The following is a 25,818-nucleotide window of genomic DNA, read 5'->3' on the forward strand; positions in this document are numbered from 1 at the left end:
GGCTCAATAATTCGCGCGCGCCGCCTGGATCAGCTTGCGCATCATGCCCATGCCCTTCTGGCGATGAACGGTAGTTTGCTGGGGCGCGACCCCGCGCAGATCGATCGGGTCGGTTGCCGCATAGAAGGCGAGCCCCGCCAGCGTCGCGAACGCCGGCCCGCCATGCGCTTCCGGCAGCGCGGTCAGACCACGCGGTCGACCGATCCGCACCGATCGCCCGAGCGCCTGCTGCGCGTAATCGGCGATGCCCTTCAGCTCGGCACCGCCCCCGGTCAGCACGACCTGACGTCCGACCGGCCCTTCGAACTTCAGATGTGCGAGCGCCTTGCGCACCTCGTCCATCTGATGCTCCAGCCGCTGGCGGACGATGCCGATCAACTGCGCCTTGGTGATCTGCATTCCGCCATGCACATCGTCCTCGGCGGCGATCGGCATCACCGGGATCATCTCGTGATTGTCGCGGGGGGAGGCGTTCGCGCTGCCGTGGAAGCACTTCATCCGCTCCGCCTGCGCGCGGCGGGTGCCGAACGCGCTGGCGATATCGTCGGTGATGTCCTGCCCGCCCATCGGGATCGAATGCAGCCCGACCAGCATGCCGCCGGCGAACAGCGAGACGTTGGTGATGCCCGCACCGATCTCGACCAGTGCGACGCCCAGCTCGCGTTCCTCCTCCGACAGGCAGGCGAGCCCGGTCGCCACCGGAGACGCGATAATCGACTTCACCTCGAGATGCGCCGAGCGCACACACAGGTCGAGGTTGCGCACCGGCGACCCATCGGCGGCGACGACGTGGATGTGCACGCCGAGCCGGTCGGCATGCAGCCCGAGCGGCTTCTTGACGCCGGTCAGCCCGTCGAGCGTGTAGAGCGCCGGCTGCGCGTGCAGCACCATCCGTCCCTGCGGATCGATCGAATTGCGCCCCGCCGCAAGCAAGGCGTCGATATCCTGTTGCTCGACGCGGTGGCCACCCAGTTCGAATTCCACCTCGGCGACGTCGCTGACGAGGCCGCCGGCGGAGAAGCCGACCCAGACATTCTCGATGTTGATGCCCGCGATCCGCTCCGCCTGCTCGACCGCCTCGCGCACCGCCGCCTCGGTCGCGGCCATGTCGGCGATATAGCCGCGCTTGACGCCGCGACTCTCGCGCTGACCGGTGCCGAGCACGATCAACTCGCCGCCGTCGCCCTTTTGCGCGATCATCGCGGATACCTTCGACGACCCGATGTCGAGCGCCGTGATCAGCCCCTCCGGTGCAACCTTCGCCATTATCCCTCAGCCCCCGCATGAGAATCCGCCACGCCACCGTCGTTGGTGGTCGTGGTCGGCGATGTCGTGATTTCGCTCGGGTCCGGCACGTTGTGCGCCATGCTGGCCCCAGGCTTGCGCGCGACCAGCTTCGCCGGATCACGCATGTCGAACCGGATCCAGCCGCGCCCCAGCAACGGGCGTGCACCATCCAGTTCGGCGAATTTCAGCAGCGCTCCCGGCGCGCCATCCTCGGGCAGCGCCAGTGTTTCGCCGCTGTCGAAGGTCAGGTCCCAGCGCCGGTTGCCGATCCACGTCGCCGCCTTCACCCGTGGTTTCAGCGCGGGCGCGGCGGCGAGAAGCGTCTGGTACGCCGCCTCCTGCCGGTCCGCGCCCGGCCCGATGACGAGCGGCAGATCGGGGATCGCATCGGGACGCACCGGCTCCAGCAGCACGCCGTCCTTGTCGATCAGCGTCAGCTGGCCGTTGTCCTGCCACACCGCGGCGGGCGAGCGTTCGACGATATCGACCAGCAGCGTGTCGGGCAGCCGGCGCGAGACGTGCGCATCGGCAATCCAGCCGTAGCGCAACAGCTTCTGCCGCACCGATTCGAGGTCGACGAGCGGCATCGCCCGGCTCTGCTGGTCGAGCGCCACGGCGTAGACGCTCATCCGGTCCATCCGCTTCAGGCCGGTGACCTCTATCTGTTCGACGCGGAAACCCGCCTGCCCCGCCCCTTCGGCGATGGCGGTGCCGATCATGCCGGGGATGCCGATCCACGTCACCGCGGCGAGCGCCACCGCGATGCCGCCGCCGGTGATCGTCCATGTCGCCGCCTTGCGGATCGTGTCTTCGCTGACCGGCACCGCGGACACCGCGCGCTCGAACAGCGTCGCCTTGCGTACCGGTTGCCTGCGCCGCGCGCCCGGTCGCTTGGGCGGCGGCCCGCGCTTGATCGTGCGACTCATCCCGCGCGATCCCGCAAGGCTTCGTCGACGATCGCCTGGACCAGCTCGGCATAGCTCATGCCCAGATGCCGCGCCTGTTCGGGGACGAGGCTGAGCGGGGTCATGCCCGGCTGGGTGTTGACCTCCAGCAGGAACAGACCGTCGACGTCGCGCTCGTCGTCCCAGCGAAAATCGGAGCGCGAGGCACCTTTGCAGCCCAGCAGCCGGTGCGCTTCGAGCGCGAGGCTCTTGCACGCCTCGGCGATGCGATCCGGGATATCGGCGGGGCAGACGTGTTCGGTCAGGCCGTCGGTGTATTTGGCGTCGAAGTCGTACCAGCCGTTCCTGGGCTTCAACTCGGTCACGCCCAGCGCCCGGTCGCCGAGCACCGCCGTCGTCAGCTCGCGCCCGCGGACATAGGGCTCGGCCAGCAATTCATCGAATTCCTGCCACGGCCCCTTCACGTCGCGGCCGATCGGGTTGCCGTAGTTGCCGTCGTCGGTGACGATCGCGACGCCGACCGACGACCCCTCGTTGATCGGCTTCAGCACGTATGGACGCTGGAGCGGATCGCGTGCGTGAATTTCGGCGGACTTGACGATGCGGCCGCCCGGCATGGGGATGCCAGCGGGGACCAGCACCTGCTTGGTCAGCACCTTGTCGATCGCGATCACCGACGTGGCGAGGCCGGAGTGCGTATAGGGGATACCCATCAGGTCGAGCATGCCCTGCACGCTGCCGTCCTCGCCCGGCGAGCCGTGCAGCGCGTTGAAGACGAGGTCGGGCTGCGCCTCCGCCAGCCGCGCGGCGACGTCGCGCCCCATGTCGATGCGCGTGACGCGGTGGCCGAGCAATTCGAGCGCGTCGGCACAGCCATTGCCGGATTGCAGCGAGACCGGTCGTTCGGCCGACCAGCCGCCCATCAGCACCGCGATGTGCAGCCCGCTCACGCCGTCACCCCGACCCGCTGGATTTCCCATTCCAGCGTCACCCCCGCATGCGCCTTCACCTTGTCACGTACCTCTTCGCCCAGCGCCTCGATATCCGCCGATGTCGCGGCGCCGAGGTTGAGCAGGAAATTACAATGCTTTTCGGATACCTGCGCATCGCCGCGGGTCAAGCCGCGACAGCCGGCGGCGTCGATCAGCGCCCAGGCCTTGTGCCCCGCCGGGTTCTTGAAGGTCGATCCGCCGGTCTTGCTGCGCAGCGGCTGCGACGCCTCCCGCTCGGCGGCGATACGGTCCATCTCCGCGCCGATCGCAGCGGGTTCGGCTGCATGGCCGCGGAACGTCGCGGCGATCACCACCGCGCCATCCGGCAATGCGCTGTGGCGATAGGTGTAGCCGAGATCGCCCAGGCTCAACGTGCGCCGCTCGCCCGATCGCAGCACCACGTCGCACTCGACCAGCACGTCCTTCACCTCGCGGCCATAGGCGCCACCGTTCATCCGGACGAAGCCGCCGACCGTGCCGGGGATCGAACGCAGGAACTCGACCCCGCCGATCCCCGCATCGCGCGCGGTCGAGGACACCAGAATACCGCTCGCCCCGCCGCCGCAGCGCAAGGTGGTCGCGTCCAGCCGATCGACCTGCGCGAAAGCCTTGCCCAACCGGATCACCACGCCCGGCACGCCACCATCACGGACGATCATGTTGGAACCAAGGCCGAGCGCCATGACCGGCACGGCGGGATCGAGATCGCGCAGGAACGCGGCGAGGTCGTCGGCATCCTTCGGCTCGAACAGCCATTGCGCCGCCCCACCCGCCTTGAACCAGACCAGCGGCGCCAGCGCCGCCCGCTCGGTCAGGCGCCCGCGCACGGTCGGCAGATCGAGGACGGCATCGCCTACCAAGGCCCGACGCCCCACAATCGGGTCCACGCCTGGAACGCGGCGAGGTTCGCTTCGGCCGCCTTGCGCGTCGCCTCCTGCGCCTGCACCATCGCCTCGCCCGCGCCGACCGCGTGACCGCCGGCATCGAGCGACTTGCGCTGCGCATCGAGCATCTGCTTCTGGAGCTTCAGGCTCGCATCGAACCAGTCGTTCATCGCCGTTCCCCGATCGCAGCGGCCAGCCCTGCGGCCCACTTCGTGATGTCACCAGCGCCGAGGCAGACGATCATGTCGTTCGGCTGCACCGTCGCGGCGAGTTCGTCCGCCAACGCGTCCGCATCGGCCACGGTCGCCGCCGAACGATGGCCGCGCCGTTTCAATCCGTCGACCAGCGCCTGCGCGTCGACGCCCTCGACCGGCGCTTCGCCGGCGGCATAGACCGGGGTTACAAGCACGCGATCGGCGTCGTTGAAGGCGGTCTGGAAGTCTTCCATCAGCGACGCCAGCCGCGAATAGCGGTGTGGCTGGACGACGGCGATCACACGCCCTTGCGCGCCTTCGCGGGCCGCCGCGAGCACCGCACGGATCTCGACCGGGTGGTGACCGTAATCGTCGATGATCGTGACGGCCCCGGTCTCGACGGGCACTTCGCCGACCTTGGTGAAGCGTCGCTTGACGCCGCCGAACGCGGAAAAGCCCCGCTGGATCGTTGCGTCGGGGATGCCGAGTTCCAGCGCCACACCGATCGCCGCCAGCGCATTCTGGACGTTGTGCCGGCCCGGCATCGGCAGTTCGATATTCTCGATCGACCGTGTCGCGCCATCACGGGTGCGGACGATGCATTCGAAGCGGTTGCCGCCCGGGACCGGCGTGACGTTGACGCCGCGGATATCCGCCTGCGCAGAGAAACCGTAAGTGACCACGCGTCGGTCGCGCACCCGCGGCAGTATGTTCTGCACTTCGGGATGGTCGAGGCACAGCAGCGCCGCGCCATAGAAGGGTACGTTCTCGACGAACTCGACGAACGCGTCCTTCACGCCGTCGAAGCTGCCGTAATGGTCGAGATGTTCGGGATCGATATTGGTGACGACCGCGATCGTGCCATCGAGGCGCAGGAAACTGCCGTCGCTCTCGTCCGCCTCCACCACCATCCAGTCGCTCGCACCCAGCCGGGCGTTCGAACCGTAGCTGTTGATGATGCCGCCATTGATGACGGTCGGATCGACACCGCCAGCATCGAGCAGCGCGGCGACCATCGACGTCGTCGTGGTCTTGCCGTGCGTGCCGGCGACCGCGACGGTGGATTTCAGCCGCATCAGCTCGGCCAGCATCTCGGCGCGGCGGACCACCGGGATGCGCCGTTCCAGCGCCGCCTCGACCTCCGGGTTGGACCGCACGATCGCGGTGGACGTCACCACCACCGCCGCATCCGCAACGTTGCTGGCGGCGTGGCCGATCGCGACGGGGATGCCCTTGTCGCGCAGCCCCTGCACGACATAGCCCTCGGCTACGTCCGATCCCTGTACGGTGTAACCGAGGTTCTTCATCACCTCGGCGATACCCGACATGCCGATGCCGCCGATGCCGACGAAATGGATCGGTCCGATGTCGGTCGCAACGCCGCGGATCATGCGAAAGCTGCCTTCTGATTGGCAGGTTTCCCCACCGGGAGTCGCGACAGTGGCGCATCAAGGCTCTCGACCAGATCGGCCAGGTCGCTCACCGCCTTCGGTCGCCCGACACTCTTCGCCCGCGTCGCGGCATTCTCGAGCGCGGCGGGATCGAGGCCCAGCTTCTGCATCTGCTTGGCGAGTTCTACGGCGGTGAATTCGGGCTGCGGGATCGTGCGTGCGCCGCCCGCCCTGGTGATCTCGCGCGCATTCGCCGTCTGGTGATCGTCGGTCGCACCGGGCAACGGCACGAGGATCGCCGGACGACCGGCAGCGGTCAGTTCGGCGATCGTCGATGCGCCGGCACGCGCAATCACCAGATGCGCCCACGCCAGTTGCTCGGGCATGTCGGGCAGGTAGGTGGCGAGATCGGCCGGGATCTGGTGCTCGGCATATTTCGCGCGCACCGCATCGATATCCTCGATCCGCGCCTGATGCGTCACCTGCAACCGGCGCCGGAAGGTGACCGGCAGCATCGCGAGGCCGTCCGGCACCACCTGACTCAGAACACTCGCACCCTGACTGCCCCCGGTGACGAGCACGCGGAAGATGCCGTCCTCTTCCAGCAAGGGATAGGGCCGGGTGCGCAGTGCCAGCACGGCCTCACGCACCGGATTGCCGACGAGATGGACCTTGGGCGACAGCTTCGCCGCCAGCCGCTCGGTCAGCTTGTACGACGTCGCAATGGCGGCAACACGGCTGGCGACCAGCCGGTTGACGCGGCCCAGCACCGCATTCTGTTCGTGCACCGCGGTCGGGATCTTGTCCGCGAACGCCGCCAGCAACGCCGGCATGGCAGGATAGCCGCCGAAGCCGATCACCGCGGCGGGCTTGAACGTGCGGTACAATTCGCGTGCCATCGCCCGCCCGCGCACCATCTCGCGCACCGCCGATGGCCAGCCGAGCGGCTTCTTCACCTGAAACCGCCCGGCGGGCAGGACGTGTGTCTGGATGCCCTCGAACAGCCCCGGGAAGCGCACGCCGCGCGCATCGCTGACCAGCGCCACGCGATGACCGCGCCGGGTCAATTCCTCCGCCAGCGCCGCCGCGGGGACCATGTGTCCGCCCGTACCGCCGGCGGCGAGGACGTAATGCTTGCTCAATTCGAACCCCATCTGACCACATACGGACTGCGCGTCAGGAACGGATTGCGCCGTGTGAACGCCAGCAGCAAGCCCATCCCGATCGACAGCGCGATCATCGACGACCCGCCATAGCTGATGAACGGCAGCGTCATGCCCTTCGACGGCGCGAGGCCGGTGTTGACCGCCATCGACACCAGCGCCTGCGCGCCGAACTGCACCGCCAGCCCGGAGGCGGCGAGCAGCTTGAATTCGTCCTGTTCGTCCAGCAGCTTGACGAACACCCGCACGACGATCGCGAGGAACACCAGGGCGATGATCGAACAGGCGATCAGGCCGAATTCCTCGCCGATCACCGAATAGATATAGTCGGTATGCGCCTCCGGCAGGCCGAACTTCGCCGTACCGCCGCCGGGGCCGGTGCCGGTCCAGCCGCCGCTGGTGATCGTCGCATGCGCGGCGTTGGTCTGGAAGTGATCGCTCGCGCCCTCACCCTCGACGCCGGGAAACAGGAACGCGTCGATGCGATTGCGCGCGGTGCCGTAGAACATATAAGCGGCGACCAGCCCGACCGGCACCATGCCGATGATCGTACCCAGAATGCGCATCGGCGTGCCGGCGATCATGAGCAACGCCATCCATACGGTGCAAAAGATCACCGTCTGGCCGAAATCGGGCTGCAACATCAGCAGCACTGCAATCGTGCCGGTCAGCCCGCCGGTGATGAGGACGGTCGGCAGCTCGGGGTCCTTGGCCTTCAGCGACAACAGCCACGCGACCGTGACGATGAACAGCGGCTTGAGGAATTCCGATGGCTGGAACGAGGCGAAGCCATAGCCGATCCAGCGCCGCGCACCGTTGATGCTGTTCCCCACGAACGGCGTCAGCGCAAGGCAGACGATCAATATGCCCGCGCCGACCAGCGCCAGCCGCCGTGCGAGCGGCACCGGTAGCATCGACACGCCGAACAGCACCGGCAGCGACACGCCGACCCAGATCAGCTGCCGCCAGAAATAATAGAGCGGGGTGAACTTGTGATGCTCGCCCGAATAACGGACCGCGGTCGCCGGGCTAGCCGCCGCCACCGCGATCAGGCCGATCGCGATCAGGAACAGCGTCAACAGCAGGAGCATCCGGTCGATGTCCCAGAACCACGTGCCGAGCGGCGACGAATCGCCACGCCCGCCGCGCCGCTTCACCTTGGCGATCAGCGTGTCGCTCGCGGGCTCCGCCCCTATCGGCTCCGCCATGCTCGTGCCGTTCATGGAAGGGCCTCCACCGCAGCCCGGAATGCGGCCCCGCGATCTTCGTAATCGCGGAATTGATCGAAGCTAGCACAAGCCGGCGACAACAACACCACGTCTCCGTCGCGTGCGGCAGCGGCAGCATGGGCGACCGCGGTGGCGAGGTCGCCCGCCGCCTCCACGGCCGGGACTCGGCCGGTCAGCAGTTCGTGGAACAGCGGCCCCGCCTCGCCGATCGTGTACGCCGCGACGACGCGATCGAAATAGGGTGCGCAGGCCTCGAGGTCGTCACCCTTGCGCTTGCCGCCGACGATCCAGCGCACGCGGGCGAAGGCACCCAGCGCGGGCGCCGTGCTTTCGGGATTCGTCGCCTTGCTGTCGTCGACGAAGGTCACGCCGTTGCGGACCGCGATCGTCTGCATGCGATGCGCCAGGCTGACGTAGGTGGCGAGGCCCCGGTCGATATCGGCTTCGGACGCGCCCAGCGCCTTGGCGACCGCGATCGCGGCAAGGGCATTTTGCGCATTGTGCGGGCCTTGCAGCGCCGGCCACCGGCTCTGGTCCATGCACACGCCGGGCGCGATCTTGGTCAGGTGCTCGCCCCGCGCCGACAGGCTGCGTGCGATCTGCGCCGATGCCGCATCGCCGATGCCGATCACCGCGTCATGATCCGGGGACTGCATCGCGAAGATGCGCGCCTTCGATGCGGCGTAACTCTCGAACCCGTCATATCGGTCGAGATGATCGGGCGTGATGTTCAGGAGCACTGCGATCTCGCAGTCGAGGCTCTGCGTCAGGTCGATCTGATAGCTGGAGAGTTCCAGCACGTAGACGCCGCCTTCCGGCAGCGGCTCCTGACCCAGAATGGGCAGGCCGATATTGCCGCCCATCGATGTGGGCCGGCCGGCGGTGGTGAGAATATGATGGACCAGCGCGGTCGTCGTCGACTTGCCGTTGGTGCCGGTGATGCCGACGACCGTGTGCGCCGGCAGTTCGCCGCGGGCCTGCGCGAACAATTCGATGTCGCCGATCACCGGCACGCCTGCCACCCGCGCCCGCTCGACCAGCGGATGCGTGTTGAGGGGTACTCCCGGCGACACGACCAGTCCCGCCGCGCCTTCGAGGTTCAATGTCGCGATGTCGTGGACGATGACCCCGTTCACCCCGGCCGCACGCTCGCGTGCCGCGGCATCGCTGTCCCATGCCACGACATGCGCGCCGCTCTTCGCCAGCGCCCGTACGGTAGCGAGGCCGGAGCGCGCCAGACCCAGCACGGCGTAACGCTTGCCCTCGAAGGTCCTGGAGGCGATCACCGCAACTTCAACGTCGACAGGCCGGCGAGCGCCAGCACGAGGCTGATGATCCAGAAGCGGATCACGACGGTCGGCTCGCTCCAGCCGAGTTGCTCGAAGTGGTGGTGGATCGGCGCCATGCGGAAGATGCGCTTGCCGGTGCGCTTGTAGAAGAACACCTGGATGATCACCGACATCGCCTCGGCAACGAACAGGCCGCCGACGATGCCGAGCACGATCTCGTGGTGCGCGACGACCGCGATCGTACCGAGCGCGCCGCCCAGCGCGAGGCTGCCGGTGTCGCCCATGAACACCGCGGCGGGCGGCGCGTTGAACCACAGGAAGGCGAGGCCGGCGCCGACCACCGCGCCGCAGAAGATCGCCAGCTCACCCGCGCCCGGCACGTGCGGGATGCCGAGATAGGTCGCGAACTTCACGTTGCCCGCAAGGTAGACGATCAGCATGAACGCGACGCTGGCGATGATCACGGGCATCGTCGCCAACCCATCGAGCCCGTCAGTCAGGTTCACCGCGTTGCCGAACGCGACGATCGTGAACGCCGCGAACAGCGGGAAGAAATAGCCGAGGTCCAGGTACATGCGATCGGTGAACGGCAGGTACAGATGCGGTCCGTTCTGCCCCATGATGATCCACGACGCAGTGCCGGCGATGGCGAATTCCAGCAACAGGCGCGTACGGCCGGAGACGCCGGCGGTGCTCGCCTTCGTCACCTTGTCGTAATCGTCCATGAAGCCGATCGCGCCGAAGCCCAACGTCACGAACAGGCAGGCCCAGACATAGGGGTTGCTGAGGTCCATCCAGATCAGGATGGCGAGCGCCATGCTGGTCAGGATCATCAGCCCGCCCATCGTCGGCGTGCCGCGCTTGGCGAGGTGCGTCTGCGGTCCGTCGGCGCGGATCGGTTGCCCCTTGCCCTGCCGCACGCGCAGCCAGCCGATGAAGCGCGGCCCGATGATCAGCCCGATCAGAAGCGCCGTCGCCACCGCCGCCCCGGTCCGGAAGGATTGGTAGCGGATGAGGTTCAGCAGCCCGGTGAAGCCCAGGTGCTCGGCGATCCAGTACAGCATTTACGTTCCGACCCCCTGCGCCTGCGACGCGCCAGCATTGGCGAGTCCCGCGACGACCCGCGACAACCCGACCCCGTTGGACCCCTTGACGAGCAATGCATCGCCGGCGCGAGCCAGATCCTTCAGACGGCCGAGCGCTGTCGCAGCGTCGGGCACATGCATGACTTCGACCCGCCCCTCAAGGGCTTGCGCGAGCGGCGTCATCGCTTCGCCGACCAGCAGCGCCGCTTCGACGCGTGCCGCCAGAATGGGGTCGGCCAGATCCGCGTGATAGCCGGCCGAGGCATCGCCGAGTTCGCGCATCTCGCCCAGCACTGCGATATGCCGCCCCGGCTCTTCGGCAAGCACCGCGAGCGTCGCCCGCATCGATGCTGGATTGGCATTGTAGCTTTCGTCGATGACCAGCATGTCGCCACCCACGGCGGGTGCGAGGAAGCGGGCGCCGCGGCCGGCCAGCCCGCCCATCTCCGCCAGCGCGAGGCCGGCGCGCGCCAGATCGGCGCCTGCTACGTCGACGGCGGCAAGAACGGCGAGCGCGTTGGATACCCAATGCATGCCCGGCTGCGACAGGGTGAACGACAATTCCCGATCCCCCAGTTTCGCGGTGACGAACGAGGCGCCGGAGGGCAACCGCATCGCCTCTACCGCGCGCACGTCGGCGCCCTTGTCGAGGCCGAAGGTGATCGTGCGCGCGGCATACGGCGCGGCGGCGGCGATCAGCCGGTCGCGGTGCGGGCTGTCATAAGGCACGATCGCGACGCCACCGGGTTCGAGCCCACGAAAGATCTCGCCCTTCGCATCGGCGATGGCGCTTTCGTCGGCAAAGAACGCGGTATGGGCGGGTGCGATCGCGGTCACGATCGCGATGTGCGGGCGAACCAGCCCGGTCAGCACGCCGAGTTCCCCGGCGTGGTTCATCCCCATTTCGAACACGCCGACCTTCGTGTCGCGCGGCATGCGGGCGAGGCTGAGCGGCACGCCGGTGTGGTTGTTGTAACTCTTTACCGACCGGTGGACGTCGCCGGGTAGCGACCGGTCGAGCGCCGCGAACAATGCTTCCTTGGCGCTGGTCTTGCCGACCGAACCGGTGACGCCGATTACCGTGCTCGCCATACGTGCCCGCGCCGCGCGGCCGAGATCGTTGAGCGCGGCAAAGGTGTCGGCGACGCGGACGTGCGGATGCGCCGTATCGGCCGATACGATCGCGCCCGCAGCGCCTTGCGCGAAGGCCTGGTCGAGGAAGCGATGGCCGTCGGTACTGTCGCCGGTCAGCGCGACGAACAGATCGCCCGGACCGACCTCGCGGCTGTCGAAGGCGACGCCACCGGCGGCAAAGTCGGCAGAGGCGACGCCATAGGTTGCGGCGGCAATCTCCGCGGCAGTCCAGAGCGTCATCCAATCCTCCCCGGCACGGGAAGGGAAACCGCGCTCGCGAAGCGTGGTGGAGTAGGACTTCCGCAAAGGAAAGGTTCGCGACGGTGAGCGGCGCGCCGGCCCATCACGCCGCGCACTCGCGTGCGACCGTCACGTCGTCGAACGGCAATTCCATGTCGCCGACGATCTGGCCCTGCTCATGGCCCTTGCCGGCGATCAGGACGATATCCTGCGCCTCCGCCTGCTGGATCGCAAACCGGATGGCCTCGCGACGGTCGCCGATCTCGCGCGCCTGCGTCGCACCCTTCAGGATCGCGGCGCGGATCGCCGACGGGTCCTCGGTCCGGGGATTGTCGTCGGTAACGATAGCGAGGTCGGCTTGCATCTGCGCGACCTGCCCCATCGTCTCGCGCTTGCCGGCGTCGCGGTCCCCGCCCGCCCCGAACACCACGATCAGGCGTCCGCCGGCATGCGGCTTCAGCGCCGCGATCGCCGCTTCCAGCGCATCGGGCGTATGGGCATAATCGACGTAGACGGGCGCGCCGGTCCGCGTGATCACCGCACGCTCCAGCCGCCCTCGAACCGGCTGCAATCGGGCAAGGTCGGCAATCGTCCTGGCGACGTCGCCGCCGGTCGCGATCACCAGCCCCGCCGCGACCAGCGCGTTCGCCGCCTGATAGCCGCCGATCAGCGGCAGCGTGACGCGATGCGTCTGCCCCTCCGCCTCGATCGTCAGCCCCTGCCCCAGCAAGGTCGGATCCCGGCCGACCAATCGCAGCGTGGCGCCGCGCTCGCCGACCGTCACCAGCCGGTTGCCGCGCGCCTGCGCCAGATCGATCACCCGCGCCGATTCGACGTCGTCCGCCCACACCACCGCGGTGCCGTCCGTGCTCAGCACCTCTGAAAACAGCCGCAGCTTGGCGGTGAGATAGGCGCCCATGTCGCCGTGATAATCGAGATGATCGCGCGACAGATTGGTGAACGCGGCAGCGGCGACGTTCAGACCCTCGGTCCGATATTGCACCAGCCCGTGGCTCGACGCCTCGAACGCGACGTGGGTCACGCCCTCGCGCGCCAGTCCGGCGACGTTGGACAGGAACGTCACCACATCGGGCGTGGTCAGCCCGGTCGTCACCCGCTCGTCCGCGGTGGTGACGCCCAGCGTGCCGATCGAGGCGGCATGTACGCCCGCCATCCGCCACAATTGCCGTGTCATCTCGACCGTCGAGGTCTTGCCGTTGGTGCCGGTCACCGCCACCGCGACACCGGGAAACGGCGCGAAGAATTTGGCGGCCAGCTGCGCGAAACATTCGCGTGGATTTTCCGCATGGATAGCCACGGCGCCATCCACCCTCACGCCCGGCCGTACGACGATCGCTACCGCGCCCGAGCGCACCGCCTCTGCGATATAGTCCTCCCCGTTCACCCGCACGCCCTGGAAGGCGCCGAACACGGTGCCGGGTGCTACCTTGCGGTGATCGATCGCAAATCCGGTGACGGCGACGTCTTCGCCACCGCCGGTCAGGGTTGCCAGCTTCATCGGTCCGCGCTCACTGACCGGTCGGCGTCGTGCGGCTGGGGTCCTGCCACAAGGTCGGGACGATGTCGGACACGTCGATGTCGCGCGTCGCGTCGGGAACGACGCCGAGCATCGCGCCCACTCGCGAAATCGTCCGGCCGACCACAGGTGCGGCGTTCCACGCAGCGGTTTTCCACCCGCCAGTCTCCTTCGTCCCCAGTGGCGAATCGAGCATCGCCAGCACGACATAACGCGGCTGATCCATCGGGAACGCCGCGGCGAAGGTGGCGACATTGCGCGATCGATCGTAGCCGCCCGCCACCGCGGCCTCCGCCGTACCCGTCTTGCCGCCGACGCGATAGCCCGGAGCTTCACCCTTGCGGCCCGTGCCACGCAGGACGATCAGCCGCAGCATCTGGCGCATTCGCGCGCTGGTCTGCTCGCTGATCACGCGGCGACCGACCGGGGCGTGGCCCGGTGCGACCTTCAGCAGCGTCGCCGGCCGCCATACCCCGCCGTTGACCAGCGCGGCATAAGCGCTGGCGAGGTGCAGCGGCGTCACCGCGATGCCATGGCCGTACGCCGTCGTCATCGTCGTCGTGCGCGCCCAATAGGTCGGCATCAGCGGACGCCCCTTCTCGCGCAGCTCGATATCGGGCTTGGTGTCAAAGCCGAGCTTGCGGAACATCGTCTGCATCCGCTGCGGTCCGATTTCGTCGGCCACCCGCGCGGTCGCGATGTTCGACGAATAGATCAGTGTTTCCGCCATGTTGAGCCAGCGCTTCGGATCGCCGCGCTCATCGTGGATGGTATAGCCGCCGACCTTCAGCGGATGCGTCGCGTCGAAGCGGCGCGCGAACGACGTCACCACCCCGGTATCCATCGCCGTCGCCATCGTGATCGGCTTGAACGTCGATCCCAGCTCGAACACACTCTGCGTCGTGATGTTGCGCAGTTCTTCGCTGCCCGCCATGCCGACGCGATTGGGGTTGAACGTCGGCAGCGAGACCATCGCGATCACCTCGCCGGTCGCAACATCGAGGACGATGCCGCCTGCGCCGCGCGCCGAGAAAGTCCCCATCGCGCGGCCGAGTTCGCTCTCCATCGCCGCCTGCACGCGGGCATCCAGCGACAATGCCACCGGCTGGCCCGCCTTGGTCGGGTCGAGCAGCCGCTCGTCGAGCACGCGCTCCATGCCGCTCATGCCGTGGCCGTCGGTCGACAGGAAACCGAGCGCGTGGCTCGCCATCGTCGACTGCGGGTACAGCCGCTGCGTTTCGCGCGCGAACACCAGCGCCGGCTCGCCGATCGCATTGACCTGTTCGACCAGTGCCGGACTGGCGCGCCGCTGGAGATAGACGAAGCTGACGTTGCGGGTCAGCTGACCATAGAACCACGCCTGATCGCCGCGATCGGGCATCAGGGCCGCCAGACGACTGGCGATCTCCATCTTATCGCCGATGATCTTCCTGGGGTGGACCGCGATCGTCCACGCGTCGATCGTACGGGCGAGCGGCGCGCCGTTGCGATCGACGATGTCGCCACGCGCCGCGAGTGCCGCGACCCGCGCCTCCGCCTCGCCGCCCGACAGCACGCCCAGCATCGCCAGCCGCCCGATGACCAACGTCACCGCCGCCGCGAACAGCATCAGCAACATCATCAGCCGCGTATGCGAGGTCGCCACCAACGCATGGCGTTGGCCCGCGCTACGCCGCTGCGGCACCGGACGGGCGACGATGACGGTCAACGCTTGCGGGCCTCCGCACGCGCGCTGCTGAGGATATCGCCGAGCGTCGTGTCGGACAGCAGCTTCTTGTCGAGCATCGCCACCGCCTGCGGCCGGACCTTGGCGACGGCCGCCTTGCCGCGAGCCGCCTCGTCCAGCTTGGCGATCAGCGGCGCGCTCTTCGCGATTGCGGCGACACGGATCACCGCGCGTTTGGCGGTCGGCATGGCAGCGGCGACCTGAATGACGGCAGGCGTAGCCGCGGCAGGAGCGGCGGTCGGAGCCGGTGTGGCGATCGTCGGCAGCGACGGCACGACCAGCGCGGCGGTCTGCATGCCCGGCTGCATCGGCAGGCCGATCTGATTGACGTCGAGGCTGGCGAGCGCCGCTTCGTCAGTGACGAACTGGTGCGCGACCGGCGCGGCGAGCGCCAGCGTCTCGCCGTTCCACTTTTCCAGCTGGGCGAGGTTCGCACGTGTCTCGAACTCGGTCTCGAGCGCGCGGATATCGCGCTCGGCGGAATCGATCTTGCGATCCATGCCTTCCAGCTTCTTGCGCTCCGCCGCGACCTGCAGCGACACCAGGTAGAAACCGAGGACGATGGCGACGCAGCCACCGAACCACCCGATCCCCTTGAACCGATACGCCGCAGTCATAATGCCACCTCCGCCAAGTCGTTGCTGTTCCAAGCGGGGGCCGCCGTCCGCCGCGCAGTCCGTAAAGTCGCCGATCGGGCGCGCGGGTTGCGCGCCACTTCCGCCTCGCCCGCGCGCACCGCACGGCCGACCGCTTCGAAACTGGGTGCCACCACCGTACTCGCCTGCGGCAGGTGCCGCGAACCGCCGGGGGTATTGCCGGACCGGTCGCGCAGGAACCGCTTCACCATGCGATCCTCCAGACTGTGGAAGGTGACCACCGCCAAACGACCGCCCGGCTTCAACGCGCGCTCGGCCGCGGCGAGGCCGTCCGCCAGTTCGCCGAGTTCCCGGTTCACGTGGATGCGAATCGCCTGGAAGGTGCGCGTCGCCGGGTCCTTCTTGTCATGCGGGCGGTAGCCGAGCGCCTTGCGGACGACGTGGGCCAGCTCCGACGTCCGGGTCAGCGGGCGCGCGGCGACGATCGCGCGCGCGACGCGGCGCGACTTGGGCTCGTCGCCGTAATGGTACAGAACGTCGGCGATCGCCTCTTCGTCCGCTTCGTTGAGGAAGTCGGCCGCGCTCGCGCCCTCCTGCGCCATCCGCATGTCGAGAGGGCCGTCCGACTGGAACGAAAAGCCGCGCTCCGCCTGATCGAGCTGCATCGACGACACGCCGATATCCATCGTCAGCCCGTCGACCGGACCGTCCAGCGCCGCCTCCAATGCGGAGAAGTCGCTGTGCACCAGCGTCAGGCCGGGAATGTTCGCTGCGCGGCCCACGGCGATCGCGTCCGGATCGCGATCGAAGGCGATGACCTGCGCGCCGGTCGCGAGAATCGCACGCGTGTAGCCGCCGGCGCCGTAGGTGGCATCGACCATCGTCTCGCCCGGGGCAGGAGCGAGCGCGGCGATCACCTCTTCGAGCAGCACGGGGACGTGGGGCGCATCCGTCACAGCGCTATTCCCTTGTCCTGACAGTAATAGCGGCAGGCGGCGACCATCTGCGGCGCAATTCCCGGCGTCGACAGCAGGGTCTTCGGATCCCAGATCTCGATATAGTCGAGCGTGCCCCAGAAGAAGGCGTGCGCGCCGATGTTGGCGTAGAAGCGGGGAAAGCCGGGCATGATGAAGCGCCCGGAACCATCGAACGGCACCGCTTCGCCATTCGCGCCGCCGCGTTTGATATTGTGATCGATCTTGCCGTCGACACCGCGCGACAGGGCGACACGTTCGTTCAGTTCGCGCTTCAGTTCGGCGATGTAGGCAGGGTCATAGGCGATCAGGCAGGGCTGATCCTCGTGCGCGGCGATGATGACGGTGCCGCCGTCCTTGCCGTCGGCGCGGGGCGCATTCTCGGCCAGCGTGCTGCGGAGCGCGTTGGGGATGGCGACCCGTCCCTTGTCGTCGACAAGAGCAAGTCCACTTCCCTGATAATCGCCCCTTTCCGACACGCCCGTCTCGCACCCTGACGCGCACGGCTCACCGTTTCGAAAAACGGCCTGTCGCCGTCTCTCGACGTCTTGCGAAAACGCAAATCGGTGATGCCTGCCCCGTTGTTGACCGTTGGTATCAACAGGCCACCGGGGAAGCAACGGGATTTTTGGGGATGAGCGGGGAAATCACACCCGATGTCAGGCTATCCGGTGTTGATGTGACCCCGTTCCGACAACAATACGCGGCAATTGCCCGATTGCTGCAGGCGCAAGGCCGAGACCGACGGCATTCCTGTCCCCGGATTTCCTCGAACTACGGCGATCATGATATCAGCGGGCGGCCTGGCTGTTGGCCGTCGGCGGTGCGACGCCGAGTTCGGCCAGCGGCTCGCCCGATCCGTCGATGGCGGCAGCGCCGGCGTTGGTCATCGCCATGTTCGCGACCACGTCCGCCTGCGCCGATCCGGCGGTCGCGATCGGCCGCTCTCGCGTGGCGGAACCCAGGATTGCGCTGGCGACGACGATCAGCAGCACCACGGCGACGAGGCCGATGATCCCGACCTTGATCCGTTGCATCGTCTGGTGCGTGTCTCTAGCGGCTCTCATCTTGCCGTGTCGCTGTACCGCTTCGTCATCCGTTTGTCGAATGGCGGAAAAGCGGGCGACTCACCCCAGTCCCTTGGCTGCGCGCCATTCCGGATCGTGGAGCGTCGACAGATAGCGGAAGCCGGTATCGCACAGGATGGTGGCGATCCTCTTTCCGGGTCCCAGATGCTCCGCCAGCCGCACCGCGCCGGCGACGTTGATGCCCGACGACAGGCCCAGACACAGCCCTTCCTCGTCGAGCAGTCGCCGCACCCAGCGATAGCCCTCCTGATCGGAAATGCGGAACTGCGTATCGATCGGGGCGCCTTCCAGATTGGCGGTGATCCGCCCCTGTCCGATCCCTTCGGCCACCGACGTGCCCTCCGACCGCAATTCGCCGTTGGCGTAAAATTCGTACAGCGCCGCGCCATGCGGATCGCTGAGCGCGATGCACACGCTTTCATCCTTCGCCTTCAGCCCGAGCCCGACACCGGCGATCGTCCCGCCGGTGCCGGCCGCGCAGGTAAACCCGTCGATCCGGCCGTCCATCTGCTGCCAGATCTCCTCCGCGGTGCCTACGATATGCGCACGCCGGTTGGCGACGTTGTCGAACTGATTGGCCCAGATCGCATTGTCGCGCTCCTCGGCAATCCGGCGGCTGGTGTGCACGAAGTGACAGGGGCTGGCGTAGGGCGCTGCGGGCACCAGCACCAGTTCGGCCCCGAGCGCCCGCAGCGTATCCATCTTTTCCCGGCTTTGCGTCTCGGGCATGACGATGATCGTCCTGTAGCCCTTGGCGTTGGCGACGAGCGCCAGCCCGATGCCGGTGTTGCCCGCCGTCCCCTCGACGATCGTACCGCCGGGGTGCAGCACGCCGCGCGCTTCGGCATCCTCGACGATCGACAGCGCCGCGCGATCCTTCACCGATGCACCCGGGTTGGCGAATTCGCATTTGCCGAAGATGTCGCAGCCGGTGGCCTCGCTTGGTCCACGCAGACGGACGAGGGGCGTGTTGCCGATCAGGGCCAATGTGTCGGGGGTCGTATGCATCACCGCTAGATGGCGTGTGGCAACGCGAGCGGCAAGCGAAGCTGATCTTGGGGTGTATGAAGTCCCCACTCCCGGCTGCACCTGTGTTCTGCTAATGTTCCGATCATGCCGTCCGCGACTCGCCAGCCCCTGGACCTCCCGCCACGGCCGCTGCGCTGGCTGTTCCTCGATCTCAATTCCTACTTCGCCAGCGTCGAACAACAGCTTCAGCCGACGCTTCGCGGCAGACCGGTCATCGTCGCGCCGGTGGGCAGCGATACCACCGTCGCCATCGCCGCCTCGATCGAGGCGAAGCGTTTCGGCATCTCCACCGGCACGCCGGTGTGGGAAGCGAAGCAGCGGTGCCGAGAACTGATCGTCACACCGGCGCGTCACGAGAAATACGTCGAATTTCACGAACGGATCGTCGCCGAGGTATGGCGCCACATTCCCGTGACTCGCGTCTGTTCGATCGACGAGATGGCCTGTCGCCTGCTCGACAACGAGAACGATCGCGCCTCGGCCGAGGCGCTCGCGCGGCGGATCAAGGCAGGTATCCGCGCCCGTGTCGGCGACCGGCTGACCTGTTCGGTCGGCATCGCGCCCAACCGCCTGCTGGCGAAACTGGCGTCCGACCTGCAGAAGCCGGACGGCCTCGTCACCTTCGAGGCGGAGGACCTGCCGCAGGCGCTCTATCCATTGGCATTGCGCGAGATTGCGGGGATCGGCGCGAAGATGGAAGGACGGCTGGCGCGCGACGGCGTCAACGATATCAGGCAGCTTTGCGAGCGCCGTCCGCGCGATGCCGGCACCGCATGGGGCGGCACCAACGGTGATCGGCTCTGGTATCTGCTGCACGGCGTCGATCTGCCGGAAAAGGCGACGATGTCGCGGACGATCGGTCACAGCCACGTATTGTCGCCCGGCCGACGCGGCGCCGATCCGGCCCGCCTCACCGCGCGACGACTGGCGTTGAAGGCCGCGAGCCGACTGCGTCGCAAGGCCTGCCGCGCCCGCCTGCTGGTTCTCCATGTGAAGTTCGAAGATGATAAATCCGCCTGGCGCACCTCGTGCAAGCTGCCGGCGACGCAGGACAGTTTCGTCGTGCTCGAACGGCTGGAGACGTTGCTTCCGCGTTTGCGCGACGCGTGCCGCGGACGGCCCGGTGGCGGACAGCTGCGGATGATCGGAGTGACGCTGTGCGAGATCGAACCCGCGGTCGGGGAGCAGGGGTCGCTGTTCGCCGCACTCGATCCCGACGATCCGCTGGCCCGTGAAACACGTGGACTGTCGCTGTCGCGGGCGATGGACCGGATCAACCAGCGTTTCGGGCGGCATGCCGTCAGTGTCGGACCGTTGAACGGCGGTCGACTGGACCGGATCGGCACCAAGATCGCCTTCGGACGAATCCCCGACCTCGACGAATTCCACGAATGACCGCAATTTGAGACAGGGTCTCACATATATCAGCCATCCAGCTTGACGCTCCGTGCTGCATGCGCAAAGCGTCGTGGCGCTATGAAGAGCCCCCTCCTCCTCTCCGCCACTGCCGCGCTGCTTGCGCTGGCTGCCTGCAACTCCAAGCCCGCCGAGCCCGATGTGCTCGATTCCAATCCCGATCCGATGGCGACCGAACTCGCCAATCGCGCCCCGGTCGAACTGCCGCCGTCGATCAAGGCGGAGAAGACGTTCCGCTGCAAGGACAACAGCCTGTTGTACGTGACGCTGTTCAACGGCGACAAGCTGGCCTTCGTGAAGACGACGCCGACCGGCACGATCAACCGCCTGACCGCCGAAACCGCCGGCGATCCGCTGACGGCCGAGGGTGGCTGGTCGCTGACCGGCACGCCGTCGAGCATCACGGTGACGCAACCGGGCAAGCCGTCGCAGACCTGCAAGTCGTAAGCGTTTCGGCATAACACGAAACCGAGCCGGCGGATGTATCCGCCGGCCCTTTGCTTATTGGGCGCGGTAGCGGATTGCTGGGACGGGTCCGTCCCGGTACCATCCCGCCATGGCCACGATCGCGATCTACAGTTCGAAGGGCGGCGTCGGAAAGACCACGCTGGCGATCAACCTCGCCTGGTGCTCTGCAATCCGGTCGAACCGCAGGACGGTGCTGTGGGACCTCGATCCGCAGGCGGCGAGCACGTGGATGCTCGATCGCGCGCCGGGCGGGGATCAGGCACGCGCCGTGTTCACGCGCGACAGCAAGGTCGCCGCGCATGTCCGGCCGACGGACATCCCCGGGCTCGATCTGATGCCTGCCGACGCCTCGCTCCGCACGCTCGACATCCTGTTGCACGACATCGGCAAGCGGCGGCGCCTCGACCGCCTCATCGAACGGCTGGGCGACTACGATCACGTGGTGCTCGATTGCCCGCCCGGCCTGACCGAGACCAGCGAACAGGTGATCCGTGCCGCCGATCTGATCGTCCTGCCGGTCATCCCGTCGCCGTTTGCCCAGCGTGCGCATGACGAGGTCGTGCGTCACGTCGGCGGCAAGGTGCCGGTCCTGCCCGTTCACACGATGGTCGATCGCCGCCGCCGGCTGCATGCGGATGCCGTCGCGGCGCAGCCCGACTGGCCCACGATCCCGATGGCCAGCGCGGTCGAAGCGATGGCCGAGCATCGAGCGCCGCTGGGCAGCTACGCGCCCCGATCGGCGGCGGCGGTCGCGTTCGGCAACTTGTGGACGACGATCGAACGCCGCCTGTCTGCGTGATGCCGTGCCAGTCTGCACCTGTCCTGCACGATCCTTCCTCCAAAGGCATGTTTCCCGACCTGTGCCCCCGACGCTATGATCCAGCCATCGTTCAGGGAGCTTTTCGATGGCACAAGCCTATGCACAGGAAACATCGCGCCGGGGTCAACGCTTGCGGATCGCCGTCTGGGCGGGCGCGGCGGCGATCCTGACGCTGCCGCTGGTGGCGATGCAATTCACCCGCGAAGTGCGATGGACCGCCGCCGACTTCGCATTCGCCGCCGTCTTGCTGTTCGGCTCCCTTGGCGCCTTCGAATTGTTGACGCGGCGGATGCAGGTGCCCGCCTTCCGCGTGGCCACCGCCCTGCTGCTGCTGGGCACGTTCCTGCTCATCTGGATCAACGCCGCGGTGGGGATCATCGGTGAAGAGGGCAATCCCGCCAACCTCATGTTCGCCGGTGTGCTCGGCCTCGGCGCAGTTGGCGCGGTATATAGCCGCTTCCGTCCGACCGGCATGGCCCGCACTGCCGGAGCGATGGCGGCCGCCCAGATCGGCGTCGCGCTGATCGCATTCTCCGGCTTCGCAGGTTCGGTAGCGGGAAGCGAACAGCCGGTGCTGGGACTGACCGCCGTCTTTACGCTGCTCTGGCTCGCGGCGGCGGCGCTGTTCGCCCGGGCCGTGCGCTGACGGCACCTTGCCATCGGCCACTGGACGCGCCACCTGTCCGGTTCGATGGAGATGCTCGATCCGCAACTCGTGCTCGGTGCCTATGCGATCGGCGTGTTCCCGATGGCAGACGATCGCGACACCGACAGCGTCTATTGGGTTGAACCGCGCACGCGGGCGATCCTGCCGCTCGATGGCTTCCACCTGTCGAAATCCCTGCGCAAGAGGATTTCGCAAAACCGTTTTCGGGTAACCGCCGACACCGCGTTTCACCGGATCATACAGCTGTGCGCCGAGAGTGCCGAGGATCGTCCGGAGACCTGGATCAACACCGGCATCGAGCGGTCGTTCATGGCATTGCACCACCTCGGCTTCGCCCATTCGATCGAATGCTGGGACGGCGACGAACTGGTCGGCGGCCTCTACGGACTGGCACTGGGGCGCGCGTTCTTCGGCGAATCGATGGTTAGCCGCCGCACCGACGCGTCGAAGGTCGCACTGGCGTGGCTCGTCGCCCGGCTGCGGGCCGGCGGGTTCGCGTTGCTCGACTGCCAGTTCCAGACATCTCATCTCGCCTCGCTTGGCGCGGTGGAGATCAGCCGGACGGATTATTGCGCGTTGCTGGCCGCCGCGCTCGACGAGACCGCCGGCTCCGCCGCTTCCGTCGGCGCATCGCCGCCGGCCGGAGATTTCTTCGCGCTCGAACGCCGGGCCGGTTCGCCGCTCGCCAGCGAGGTCGTATCCGGCCCCGTCGCCGGCCACGACATCGTGCAGCTCTTGGTCCAGACGTCGTAGACCGGGTGCTGCACGACGTTCAGGCCCGGCCGTTCCTTGAACAGCCAGCCCGAGAATGCCCGTCGCCAGTGTCGGTCGCTGCCGCGGACATCCAGTTGCACGAAGCTGCCGGTCAGCTGGTCCTGCTCCCACGGTGCCGTCCGTTCGCAGGCACGCAAGCGTATGATGGCGTCGCCGACGCGCACCGCCTGACCGGGCTTCAGCGTGACGTCGCGGCTGACACCGTTACGCTTGTTGAGCAACCCGACGATGGCGACCCGTTGCGCCATCGGCGTTCCTCCGGTCGGCAGGGCGACATCGCTCGCGGCGACGGTCTCGATCGTCTGCGCGTCACCGGCCGCGTCCGGCAGCAATTCCTGCGATGCGACCACCGGGCCGCTGCCACTCGATCGGTGCAGCGCGCGATAGCTGAACACCCCGGCGATCGCCAATGCCACCAGCAGGATGCCGGCGGCGAGCCAGCGTCCGACGCGTGGCGATCTCACCCTTCGGGCGTCCACGCCTCGTAATCGCCGGTCGCGGCGGCGCGTTTGCCGCCCTTTTCCAGCGAACCCGAGGGGCGATAGGCGAGCGGCGTGCCGGTCATGTTCGGCACCGCCGGCTTCTGCCACGCGCGGACGGGCGGCATCGCGCGATCGGGTACGTCGTCGATGTGATGATGCAGCCAGCTGAACCATTCGGGCGGCACGCGGCTGGCGTCGTTCGCGCCCTCGTAGATCACCCAGCGGCGTACGCGGCCGCTGCCGTCCTTGCCACCTTCGTAATAGACGTTGCCGAGCGTGTCGGTCCCCATCTGCGCCATGCCACGCAGGCCATAGAGCATCGTGCCCCATGACGCGCCGTTCCACCAGGTGAAGGGATTGAGGTTGATGCCCATGATGCCCCTGCGCTTACCCGCGTCTCGTCCGCCCTTCAACCGGGATCGTCATCGGCTGCACAGCTGTGCACAGGCGGTCGCGACGGCATCGTGCATCGTCGGCTTGTTGAGCAGGGGCAGCTGACGGTAGCAGGCCGGAATGTCGTGCCGATCATAGCCGGTCACCAGCAGGAGCGGGATCGCGCGCTTTGCCAGAAGAGCGATAAGCGGGAACGACGCCTGCCCACGCAAATCGATGTCGATGACGGCATAGTCGATCTCGTTTCCGCACACCGCCGCCGTGGCTTCGTCGAGCGTCGCGATCGGCCCGACGACCCGGGCGCCGAGATCACGAAGCCGGATGCTGATATCGTCCGCGATCAGATATTCGTCCTCGACGACCAGAACGCGTTTGCCATGAAGATCAGTGTGGTTTCCTGAAGTCATCTGATCGGTGCCTCGTTCGCAGACGCCACGATACGCAGCAACGTCGGGTTGGGCGGCTACATTCCACCAGTACCGCAGGGATCCGTGCGACACCCTGTAACGACCTATGCAGGGCCGCGGTAAATTGGCTATACCCATGTTATCGAAAGAGAATTTAGGTGATCAAGCGGCCGGAAACTCCGGAGCAGCCTGATCGTCGAAGAGCATGAAGGTCGGCACGAAGTCGGCAAGGTCGGTAAGCCGGTCCCAGTCGTGGATCTCAACGACGTGCCGGTGCATCGACAGAATGCCCTCCGCTCGCAGGGTCTGCAGCGTCCGGCTGACGTGAACGGACGTTATCCCCATCGCATCGCCGATCTGTTCCTGACTGACGGGCAGCCGGTATCGATGTCGGGTGCCGAGGTTCGCCCGCTCCATCCGCATGGCCATCTCACACAGAAGATGGGCGACGCGGGCGCGCGAATCCTTGCGTCCGACGTTGGCCACCCATTTGGCGAGGATTGATGCGTCGACCGTCGTGTCTCGCCAGAATGCCATTACGAGGTTCGGGTATCTGGCGGCGATCACGCGGAGATCGGCATGGGCGATCTGCAGCACGACCGCCGTGCTGAGCGCCGTAATGCCCCAGCCCGTGACGGGGGCCACGACGGAATGCAGATCGCACATGTCGCCGGCGATGTGGAATGCCGTGATCTGCCGCCTGCCGTCCGCCATCTGGTCGAACCGGCCGACCAGCCCCTCTGCGACGAGCGATACGAAATGGACGTCGCGGCCGGGAAGGATCAGATCGCGGCGCGCGGGGACCTGCTTCTCCTGACCGTTAAGACCGAGGATCGCGGCCTGTTCCTCGTCGCTCAATCGCGAACGCAGCAGCAGACGTTCAAGGAATCCAGACAAGGCCGCGTGGTTCGGGGTCGTCATGACGTGTTCCGGTTGCAGGCAAGAGCACGTCACATCTCTCAGTCGCCGCGGCCCAGGACACTGATCGACGATGGCCGATCCTAGCGCAGGTTATCCGCACCCGTAACAAACCTATGTTTTTCGTACGACATATTCGGTCCCGAACCTCGCGACCGGAGGCGTTGAACGTTCCCGAGATCAGCCACACGCCCGCCGGCATGCGGTCGATTGCGACGCCCGCCGCGGGAGACGCCTCATTTCGCCCAGCTGACCTTGTCGCCTTCTGCGATACCCAGGTCCGCGGCACGGCCGCCAACGATCTCCAGCACGGCGGCGACCGGTTCGCGCGAGGTCACCGGCGCTTCGGAGAACGGTACGGTATTTTCCGCGATCGTCGCGATCGTACCGTCGGCGCGGATGAACAGGATGTCGAGCGGGGTCGGCGTGTTCTTCATCCAGAAGCTCGCCTCGCGCGGGGCGCCGCCTTCCGCCGGATAGGGGTGGAACAGCATGCCGCCGTCGGGCTTGAGGTCGGTGCGGTACATCAGGCCCTGCGCCTGCTGCGCGGCGGTGACGGCGCGCTCTACCATGAAGACGTGCCGCCCACGACTGCCGGTAACGGTCACTGCCGTAGTCCCCTGAGCGGCGCCCGCCACGTCCGCCGCCGCATCGGGTCGGCCGGAACAGCCACCGATCGCCAGCAGCAGAACGGCCGCCGCAATCCCTTTCATCGACACCGCCGCCACGC

27 protein-coding genes and 1 pseudogene are annotated in these 25,818 nt (G+C 67.4%); 5 read left to right on the forward strand and 23 right to left on the reverse strand.

Annotated features, from left to right (window positions below):
* Window positions 1–3: 3 nt before the first annotated feature.
* The 18 genes from ftsA to NF699_07285 form a co-directional block, all read right to left on the reverse strand.
* Entirely contained in the window at window positions 4–1,266 is a 1,263-nt protein-coding gene (ftsA, locus tag NF699_07200) for a cell division protein FtsA (GenBank protein ID USU06439.1), read from the reverse strand.
* Entirely contained in the window at window positions 1,266–2,213 is a 948-nt protein-coding gene (locus NF699_07205) for an FtsQ-type POTRA domain-containing protein (GenBank protein ID USU06440.1), read from the reverse strand. The genes ftsA and NF699_07205 overlap by 1 nt, the downstream gene beginning before the upstream one ends.
* Window positions 2,210–3,115, reverse strand: a complete 906-nt coding sequence (locus NF699_07210; GenBank protein ID USU07025.1) for a D-alanine--D-alanine ligase — start codon at window positions 3,113–3,115, stop codon at window positions 2,210–2,212. The genes NF699_07205 and NF699_07210 overlap by 4 nt, the downstream gene beginning before the upstream one ends.
* Before the next feature lie 23 nt (window positions 3,116–3,138).
* A complete protein-coding gene (murB, locus tag NF699_07215) occupies window positions 3,139–4,020 on the reverse strand; it encodes a UDP-N-acetylmuramate dehydrogenase (protein ID USU07026.1) in 882 nt (293 codons plus the stop codon).
* Between the two features lie 17 nt (window positions 4,021–4,037).
* The gene (locus NF699_07220) at window positions 4,038–4,238 is read right to left on the reverse strand and encodes a hypothetical protein (protein ID USU06441.1); all 201 of its coding nucleotides are present in this window, start codon (window positions 4,236–4,238) and stop codon (window positions 4,038–4,040) included.
* Entirely contained in the window at window positions 4,235–5,650 is a 1,416-nt protein-coding gene (gene murC, locus NF699_07225; protein USU07027.1) for a UDP-N-acetylmuramate--L-alanine ligase, read from the reverse strand. Before murC ends, NF699_07220 begins: the two co-directional genes overlap by 4 nt.
* A complete protein-coding gene (gene murG, locus NF699_07230; GenBank protein ID USU06442.1) occupies window positions 5,650–6,807 on the reverse strand; it encodes an undecaprenyldiphospho-muramoylpentapeptide beta-N-acetylglucosaminyltransferase in 1,158 nt (385 codons plus the stop codon). Before murG ends, murC begins: the two co-directional genes overlap by 1 nt.
* Window positions 6,792–8,024 carry a putative lipid II flippase FtsW gene (locus tag NF699_07235; protein ID USU07028.1) on the reverse strand — a complete coding sequence of 411 codons (1,233 nt, stop codon included), beginning with the start codon at window positions 8,022–8,024 and terminating at the stop codon, window positions 6,792–6,794. The genes murG and NF699_07235 overlap by 16 nt, the downstream gene beginning before the upstream one ends.
* 11 nt (window positions 8,025–8,035) lie before the next feature.
* Window positions 8,036–9,331, reverse strand: a complete 1,296-nt coding sequence (murD, locus tag NF699_07240; GenBank protein USU06443.1) for a UDP-N-acetylmuramoyl-L-alanine--D-glutamate ligase — start codon at window positions 9,329–9,331, stop codon at window positions 8,036–8,038.
* On the reverse strand, window positions 9,328–10,398 hold the full coding sequence (gene mraY, locus NF699_07245; GenBank protein ID USU06444.1) for a phospho-N-acetylmuramoyl-pentapeptide-transferase: 1,071 nt from the start codon (window positions 10,396–10,398) through the stop codon (window positions 9,328–9,330). Before mraY ends, murD begins: the two co-directional genes overlap by 4 nt.
* A complete protein-coding gene (locus NF699_07250) occupies window positions 10,399–11,793 on the reverse strand; it encodes a UDP-N-acetylmuramoyl-tripeptide--D-alanyl-D-alanine ligase (protein USU06445.1) in 1,395 nt (464 codons plus the stop codon).
* 103 nt (window positions 11,794–11,896) lie between these two features.
* Window positions 11,897–13,312 carry a UDP-N-acetylmuramoyl-L-alanyl-D-glutamate--2,6-diaminopimelate ligase gene (locus NF699_07255; GenBank protein USU06446.1) on the reverse strand — a complete coding sequence of 472 codons (1,416 nt, stop codon included), beginning with the start codon at window positions 13,310–13,312 and terminating at the stop codon, window positions 11,897–11,899.
* Window positions 13,313–13,322: 10 nt separating this feature from the next.
* Window positions 13,323–15,038 carry a penicillin-binding protein 2 gene (locus tag NF699_07260; GenBank protein USU06447.1) on the reverse strand — a complete coding sequence of 572 codons (1,716 nt, stop codon included), beginning with the start codon at window positions 15,036–15,038 and terminating at the stop codon, window positions 13,323–13,325.
* Entirely contained in the window at window positions 15,035–15,673 is a 639-nt protein-coding gene (locus NF699_07265; protein ID USU06448.1) for a hypothetical protein, read from the reverse strand. The genes NF699_07260 and NF699_07265 overlap by 4 nt, the downstream gene beginning before the upstream one ends.
* The gene (gene rsmH, locus NF699_07270; GenBank protein USU06449.1) at window positions 15,670–16,608 is read right to left on the reverse strand and encodes a 16S rRNA (cytosine(1402)-N(4))-methyltransferase RsmH; all 939 of its coding nucleotides are present in this window, start codon (window positions 16,606–16,608) and stop codon (window positions 15,670–15,672) included. The genes NF699_07265 and rsmH overlap by 4 nt, the downstream gene beginning before the upstream one ends.
* A complete protein-coding gene (locus NF699_07275) occupies window positions 16,605–17,105 on the reverse strand; it encodes a division/cell wall cluster transcriptional repressor MraZ (GenBank protein ID USU06450.1) in 501 nt (166 codons plus the stop codon). The genes rsmH and NF699_07275 overlap by 4 nt, the downstream gene beginning before the upstream one ends.
* A 312-nt stretch (window positions 17,106–17,417) precedes the next feature.
* Window positions 17,418–17,663 carry a hypothetical protein gene (locus NF699_07280; GenBank protein USU06451.1) on the reverse strand — a complete coding sequence of 82 codons (246 nt, stop codon included), beginning with the start codon at window positions 17,661–17,663 and terminating at the stop codon, window positions 17,418–17,420.
* A gap of 90 nt (window positions 17,664–17,753) precedes the next feature.
* Window positions 17,754–18,722 (reverse strand): cysteine synthase A, encoded by a 969-nt coding sequence (locus NF699_07285; GenBank protein USU06452.1) that lies wholly within the window; start codon window positions 18,720–18,722, stop codon window positions 17,754–17,756.
* Window positions 18,723–18,827: 105 nt separating this feature from the next.
* On the opposite strand from NF699_07285, the gene NF699_07290 reads away from it, so the two are divergent.
* The 5 genes from NF699_07290 to aat all read left to right on the forward strand — a co-directional run bounded on the left by NF699_07290 (window position 18,828) and on the right by aat (window position 22,867).
* Window positions 18,828–20,138, forward strand: coding sequence for a type VI secretion protein ImpB (locus NF699_07290; protein USU06453.1), 1,311 nt, complete (start codon window positions 18,828–18,830; stop codon window positions 20,136–20,138).
* A gap of 81 nt (window positions 20,139–20,219) precedes the next feature.
* The gene (locus NF699_07295) at window positions 20,220–20,606 is read left to right on the forward strand and encodes a hypothetical protein (GenBank protein ID USU06454.1); all 387 of its coding nucleotides are present in this window, start codon (window positions 20,220–20,222) and stop codon (window positions 20,604–20,606) included.
* Between the two features lie 109 nt (window positions 20,607–20,715).
* Entirely contained in the window at window positions 20,716–21,426 is a 711-nt protein-coding gene (locus tag NF699_07300; protein ID USU06455.1) for a ParA family protein, read from the forward strand.
* Window positions 21,427–21,532: 106 nt separating this feature from the next.
* Window positions 21,533–22,093, forward strand: a complete 561-nt coding sequence (locus NF699_07305; GenBank protein ID USU06456.1) for a hypothetical protein — start codon at window positions 21,533–21,535, stop codon at window positions 22,091–22,093.
* Between the two features lie 45 nt (window positions 22,094–22,138).
* Complete coding sequence (aat, locus tag NF699_07310; GenBank protein ID USU06457.1) at window positions 22,139–22,867, forward strand: leucyl/phenylalanyl-tRNA--protein transferase; 729 nt, start codon at window positions 22,139–22,141, stop codon at window positions 22,865–22,867.
* A 35-nt stretch (window positions 22,868–22,902) separates the two neighbouring features.
* Here the strand turns inward: aat and NF699_07315 are convergent.
* From NF699_07315 to NF699_07335, 5 genes and pseudogenes are all read right to left on the reverse strand, one after another.
* Window positions 22,903–23,136: pseudogene (locus NF699_07315) on the reverse strand (DUF2155 domain-containing protein).
* 212 nt (window positions 23,137–23,348) lie between these two features.
* The gene (locus NF699_07320; GenBank protein USU06458.1) at window positions 23,349–23,744 is read right to left on the reverse strand and encodes an NADH:ubiquinone oxidoreductase subunit NDUFA12; all 396 of its coding nucleotides are present in this window, start codon (window positions 23,742–23,744) and stop codon (window positions 23,349–23,351) included.
* Window positions 23,745–23,792: 48 nt separating this feature from the next.
* On the reverse strand, window positions 23,793–24,308 hold the full coding sequence (locus NF699_07325) for a hypothetical protein (protein USU06459.1): 516 nt from the start codon (window positions 24,306–24,308) through the stop codon (window positions 23,793–23,795).
* Window positions 24,309–24,332: 24 nt separating this feature from the next.
* The gene (locus tag NF699_07330; GenBank protein ID USU06460.1) at window positions 24,333–25,091 is read right to left on the reverse strand and encodes a Crp/Fnr family transcriptional regulator; all 759 of its coding nucleotides are present in this window, start codon (window positions 25,089–25,091) and stop codon (window positions 24,333–24,335) included.
* 233 nt (window positions 25,092–25,324) lie between these two features.
* Window positions 25,325–25,816 (reverse strand): DUF192 domain-containing protein, encoded by a 492-nt coding sequence (locus tag NF699_07335; GenBank protein USU06461.1) that lies wholly within the window; start codon window positions 25,814–25,816, stop codon window positions 25,325–25,327.
* Between the last annotated feature and the right edge of the window lie 2 nt (window positions 25,817–25,818).

The sequence above is a fragment of the Sphingomonadaceae bacterium OTU29LAMAA1 genome (assembly GCA_024072375.1).
In the GTDB taxonomy this organism is placed as follows: domain Bacteria; phylum Pseudomonadota; class Alphaproteobacteria; order Sphingomonadales; family Sphingomonadaceae; genus Sphingomonas.